The organism is Syntrophaceticus schinkii (genome assembly GCF_000946815.1).
GTDB classification, from domain to species: domain Bacteria; phylum Bacillota; class DSM-12270; order Thermacetogeniales; family Thermacetogeniaceae; genus Syntrophaceticus; species Syntrophaceticus schinkii.
In genome coordinates this window covers 1-1,040 of sequence record NZ_CDRZ01000219.1, presented here as the reverse complement: position 1 = coordinate 1,040, position 1,040 = coordinate 1, and the positions used below count along the sequence as shown (strand labels likewise).

Below are 1,040 nucleotides of genomic sequence, written 5' to 3'. Positions count from 1 at the left end.
TGTGCTACAGCCTCAAACTTGTTCTTGCGCAAAGTCCTCCTCAATTCAGACTGACCCACCAGGATCAGTGTAAACAGGGACACAGAATCCATCTGCTGGTTCAAGGCAAAGCGTAATTCCAGGAGCATGGCCGGAGTAATATCCTGTGCCTCATCTATGATTACAACCAGAGATTTATCCCCTTGCTCTACCCTTGTACGCAGTACCTCTTCAAAAAGGCGTTTTGCTTTTGTCAGGGAGAATAAAGGCTCCTCACCCAGATGACGCAGCATTTCCCCATAGAAACTCCCGTGGTTTCATCCCTGCCTGGCTTAAGTAAATAACTTGGTAGCGCATAGGATCAAGGGTTTGCACCAGATGGCGAACAAGTGTTGATTTCCCGCTTCCTACCTCCCCTGTGAGTACTCCAAAATAACGGTGTTGGACCATCAACTGCATACGGGCAAGCGCTTCCATGTAGGCTGATGAACCGAATAACATTTCATTCTTGGGGTTCCGGGAAAAGGGAACGAGTTTATTCTCAGTTTCCATCTTCATCACCTCTGCTCTCATCAGGCTTTGGGGCAAAGGTTAGAGGAATACTCTTCCACCCTTCACGTTGCTTTTCCTCAGCCAAATGAAAAAAACTCAGACTCACCTGTGTTCACTTCCCCGGGAGATGGCTCTATTTCCTGGATAGACTCGGATGGTTTTGTTTTTACCCGTTTGTGGACAGATCGATGAAGATCCAGGGGTATGGCATCGGGAAAACGCTTACCATCAAACCACACCTGGATTACAGACAGATCAAAGGGGTCAAAGCGCAGCTTTACCTTTTCCCCCGAAAGCTCACAGGGTACCTCATAGATATTGCCGAAGACATGCACACAGCCGGTTTTATCAACTTTGCGATTTTCTTCCCAGAGGAAGATATCTGTCAGTTCACTGATGGGAACTCTTTCATTGTGCGTTTGCTTGCAGTTGCCCTGGCAAGCGGAGTCTGACCTGTGCCACCATGCTTGCGGATATGGTAGTAACCATCCAGCCATGCTGTTAAAGCA

3 protein-coding genes are annotated in these 1,040 nt (G+C 47.9%); all 3 read right to left on the bottom strand.

Annotated elements, in window-relative coordinates:
• On the bottom strand, positions 1 to 272 hold a 272-nt coding region (locus SSCH_RS20930; protein WP_156972182.1), incomplete at its 3' end, for an ATP-binding protein.
• The gene (locus SSCH_RS20925) at positions 253 to 552 is read right to left on the bottom strand and encodes an ATP-binding protein (RefSeq protein ID WP_052835450.1); all 300 of its coding nucleotides are present in this window, start codon (positions 550 to 552) and stop codon (positions 253 to 255) included. The genes SSCH_RS20925 and SSCH_RS20930, both read right to left, overlap by 20 nt.
• Positions 553 to 608: 56 nt before the next feature.
• The coding region (locus SSCH_RS07725; protein WP_044664959.1) for a Mu transposase C-terminal domain-containing protein at positions 609 to 1,040 on the bottom strand (432 nt) is incomplete at its 5' end.

Excerpts from the sequence above, each read along its gene's own strand:
- SSCH_RS20925 (WP_052835450.1), bottom strand. The coding sequence starts at position 552 with ATGAGAGCAGAGGTGATGAAGATGGAAACTGAGAATAAACTCGTTCCC.